The 4,540-nt window shown below is 21.2% G+C and carries 3 protein-coding genes; 1 reads left to right on the forward strand and 2 read right to left on the reverse strand.

Translation table 25 applies throughout. The features are described from left to right. The first annotated feature begins 114 nt into the window (after positions 1-114). A complete protein-coding gene (locus VAMP_RS04605; RefSeq protein ID WP_213349783.1) occupies positions 115-1,476 on the forward strand; it encodes a hypothetical protein in 1,362 nt (453 codons plus the stop codon). Positions 1,477-1,523: 47 nt separating this feature from the next. On the opposite strand, the gene VAMP_RS04610 is transcribed toward VAMP_RS04605, so the two are convergent. Both VAMP_RS04610 and VAMP_RS04615 read right to left on the reverse strand, forming a co-directional pair. Then, a complete protein-coding gene (locus VAMP_RS04610) occupies positions 1,524-3,503 on the reverse strand; it encodes a murein hydrolase activator EnvC family protein (protein ID WP_213349784.1) in 1,980 nt (659 codons plus the stop codon). A 15-nt stretch (positions 3,504-3,518) separates the two neighbouring features. Then, a partial coding sequence (locus tag VAMP_RS04615; protein ID WP_213349785.1) for a sortase occupies positions 3,519-4,540 on the reverse strand: 1,022 nt, incomplete at its 5' end.

A 4,540-nucleotide genomic window follows, 5' to 3' on the forward strand; every position in this document is an offset into this window, starting at 1 on the left:
TTTTTTCATATGATGTTTATGCAAAAGATATAAATCTAAATTCTGTAAATGAATTTTCTAGTATTTCATTAAATAATTTTAATAAAAATTGAAATAAAAATAATAAATATTGATTTGGAAGAGGAAAGATATGAAGTAGTATTTAACTTAAATCCAGAAGATTTAAAATTGGAAATAGAAGATAATGAATGAAATGAAATAAATTGAACATCAAATATATATAAATTAGTAAATGGAAGTTATAAATATAAAGCAAGTTTGACAGGATATAATAGTTTGACAGAAGAATTTGAGGTAAAAGATGAATGAAAAATAATAAATGTTGATTTGGAAAAAATAGAAGTAGATCCAGAAGATCAAGAAGAAGAAATATATTGATGAATTAGAAGAAGAGAGTGGAAAGATTGAGAATGGTGAGAATGGAAAATAATTTGTAATTCTTGATATGTAAAATCTTGAAATTCTTGTAAAAAGAGAAGTTCTTGAGGATGAGGTTGATCAAGATGGACTCCACCAGCTAAAGATAAAGAAAGTAAAGAAGATAAAGAAAGTAAAGAAAGTAAAGAAAGTAAAGAAGATAAAAAAGATAAAGAAAGTAAAGAAGATAAAGAAAGTAAAGAAAATAAAAAAGATAAAGAAAGTAAAGAAGATAAAAAAGATAAAGAAAGTAAAAAAGATATTATAGGTAAAGAAAAAGCTAAAGAAAATATTTCAAAAAAAATATTTGATTGAAATAATTCAAAACAAGTACAAAAAGAATTAAATAATAAAATTAAAAATGATAGATTAAAGAAAACTCTACCGTTATTTGAAAAAGCAATTAATTTATCTAGATTTGATAATTTGGATTGAAATGAATATTATAAAAATGTATTGATAAATTATCAAAAAATGATTTTGTGAATAGATTATTTTTTGAATACAAAAGATCCATCATATAAAACTATAATATTTGATAGTTATAATAATCTTAATAAATCTTATAAAGAATTAAATAATAGTTTGAAAAAAAATAATAAAAAAGAAATTAATATTGCTATTAATAAAAAAGAAGAAAAAAAAGAAATTAATATTGAAAGTATTATAAATTATTTTGTAGAAAATTGAGTAGTAGAAGAAAATGTTTTTGATAAATTAGATAATTTTATTACAAGAAAAGAAGTGGCAAAATTAATGAAATCTATAAATGATAATACTTCAACGATTAATTTAAATATGAATTGATGATGTTATATTACAGATATTTGAAGTTTAAATTGAAGTTATGCATCAGATATTAGATGGGCATGTTGAGTTTGAATATTATGAACTGAAGATAATAAATTTAATCCAGATTGACAAGTAAATATATATGAATTATATTCAAATTTATCAAATAAATTTGATAATAAAATATTTAAATCAGTACAAGATAATAGATCATTACTTAATTATAGAAAGTTTTTTACTGATTTTTATAAATTTATAGTTTGATAAATTAATTATAAAAAATAATGTGATACTATATATCACATTATTTTTATTTAATAACTAGTAAATGCTAAATCAGAATTTCAAGTATATTTCCTAAAAGAATAATCTTCTGGTATCCAATATCATTTGATAGAACTTAAACATCTAGTTACATTATTTTGCCAATTATAATCAGATGATGCATATATAGTACCATCTTTATTTCCAAATCTAGATAATTCAGTAATTTGTGTATGTTCTCCAAGATATTTATTTGATAAAGTTAAATATATAACTCTAGCTCATTGTTGTGCATTATCATATCATACTCTATCTCATCTATCATTATTTCCAACATTTCAAACATTAAATGGAGTGGTTAAATTTTTACCAAGTCAAGATTCAGATGCTGCAATACAAATTCATAAATCTATATCTACATTAATATTTTTGGATGCATTTTCCCACAAAGATAATTGTGAAAATTCTCATATTCAATTAGCTCTAAGATAATTTAATCTTCTTTCTTCAACGGTATTTCAAGTAATTTTTTTTATATTATTCATATCGGTATTCCTTGCTAAGCTATCTGTTAAATATTTTCTTCTATATATTGGAGGTAACATATTTTTATTTCTGACAATACTTAAATCCAAATAGTTTATAGGATCAACATGACTTCAATTTTGTAAAATTTCAAAATGTAAATGCGGTCAAGTACTTAATAGACCTGCTCATCTAGTTCAAGGTTTTCATCAACTAAGTCATATAATTTCTCATCTTTTTACATAATCTCATTGATTTACTACTATTTTTGACATATGTAAGTAAACACTTACATATCAATATTTATGTACTAATATCATCCAATTAAGACCTGGACCATCATTATTTACTACATGATATACAATTCAATTAGCAGGAGCATAAACTTCAGATCATTGCTCTACAACAAGATCTACTGCTAAATGATCAGCTCAAAATTTTCTTTTATATCTAGGATCATCAAAAAAAGCAGAAATTCATGAAACATCATTAACAGGCCAAGAAAAAAAATTACCTACATTTTCTCTTTCAGGATTTTTAAATAATTCAGAAAAATGAAATTCGGAATCAGATTCCATATCTGCTTTTAAAATATTATTATTTATAGTTTTAATTTTATTTTCTATAGTCTGTTTTTCATTGAATAAATTATTTAATTCAGAATCTACATTGTCTTTATCTTCTTTTATATATTCAAATAATTTTTTAAGATAAATTTTTTGTTGTTCATAATTTTTTAATTCATTTTGATATTTTCTTACTTGTATTTTATTGTTATCTCTAATAAATAATATATTTTTTGCATAAGATAAATATTTTTTTTCTTGTTCAGAAATTAAATACATCAAATCATTCATTTTTAATGCTATAGATTGTATAACTTCTTCTCAAGATAAAGAATTAGCAATATTTTCAGAATTAACAAGTAATTTAATATCATCTATATTTGATCATTTTCAATAAAAATCATTATTAATTCTGTATAATACATTTGTATATCTTTTTAAATTTTCTTTATTTACTTTTAAATCTTTATGTAAATAACTAATTTTAGTTTCCAATTCTCAAAGTATTTTGGTTTGGCGATTTATTTCATTTAATCTTTTACTCATACTTTTTTCTGATTCTTTCATACTTCTTATAGTATTAGTCATAGAAGTTTTTATCATACTATATCTTTTTGTAATAACTTTTCTTCTTCATTCAAGATTTTCAAAATCATTAACAATAGCATTTAAATCTGAACTTAAAGAGTTAACTCTATCTCTAGCCCGATCAATTTGTCTCAAAAATCACATAGTATTATTTTCATAGATACTATCTATTATTTCCAACTGTTTACTCCTAAAAAACTCAATTCAATTAGAATCTTGTGATTCAATTTTTTCATCATCCAAAATAATACTACCAGTATTTGTTTTTATATCTTTATTAATATTTTCTGCAAAAGTAAATGAAAAAGAAAATAATAGAAAAAGAAATATAAATATTTTTTTGCAATTCATAGTTATTTTATAAAATTAATTTAATAAATCAGTATTTCTTTTATTTTCAATTTGTTTAGCTGTAACAATAATTCTTTGTGCATCAGATCAAATAGGATAACATCACATTAAACTAAGATATTTTCATCAAGAAGAATATTTTTTATATTCATCAGGAACATCTTTTGGTCGTTTGATAACTTTACTAAAAATTTCATATTCATATAATATTCAATTCCAAATTATTTGGACTTTATCTCAATCGTCTAATCTAGGTAATCTTGCAAAAACTTCACCAAAAGGATTTTTTTTCCACCAATAATAACTAGTATGTCCAAATATCATAGTATTTCATTCATTTCATGGATCAGCAGTAAATGGATATTTAACAACTCATTCATATAATTCATCATCAAAATCTCACTCTGCCATTTTTTCGGGTATTATATATTTAGTATCTACTATTGGAGCATCTATTCATATAGAAGGTATTATTATTCTATTATCTGGAGGTAATAAATTATAACTCATTTCATAATCAACACTACTTGCCAATAAAAATGTTTCTAATTTCTTTTCATTTAAATTATAATTAGATTTAAAAGAAACTTTTTTTAAAGAATCATCTATTATTCATAAATAAAGTTCTTTTTTATCAACATTATTTTTAGTATCTTCATTATTTTTTTGTAAACTATCATTATTTTCCAAAATATTATTATTTTTATTTCAATTTTTATTAAAATTATTTAATGAAATACTAGAAAATTCATTTACAGAATTTAGATTTATATCTTTTGCATAAACATCATATGAAAAAAATTTTTCTTTTATAGAAGAATAAAATACATTAAAATTGATAAATATTATTCAAGAAAATAGTATAGTAGAAAATATAAAAACAAATTTTATAAATTCTAATCATAAAATCTTTAAAATAGAAAAATTATTTTTTTTATTTTCTACATATAATTCATCATAATAAAGTTCATCTTCAATTGAGTCTTCCTGTAATTCATCTTCAATTGAATCTTCCTGTAATTCATCTTCAATTGAAT

The sequence above is a fragment of the Candidatus Vampirococcus lugosii genome (genome assembly GCF_018420025.1).
In the GTDB taxonomy this organism is placed as follows: Bacteria; Patescibacteriota; Gracilibacteria; order Absconditabacterales; family Absconditicoccaceae; genus Vampirococcus; species Vampirococcus lugosii.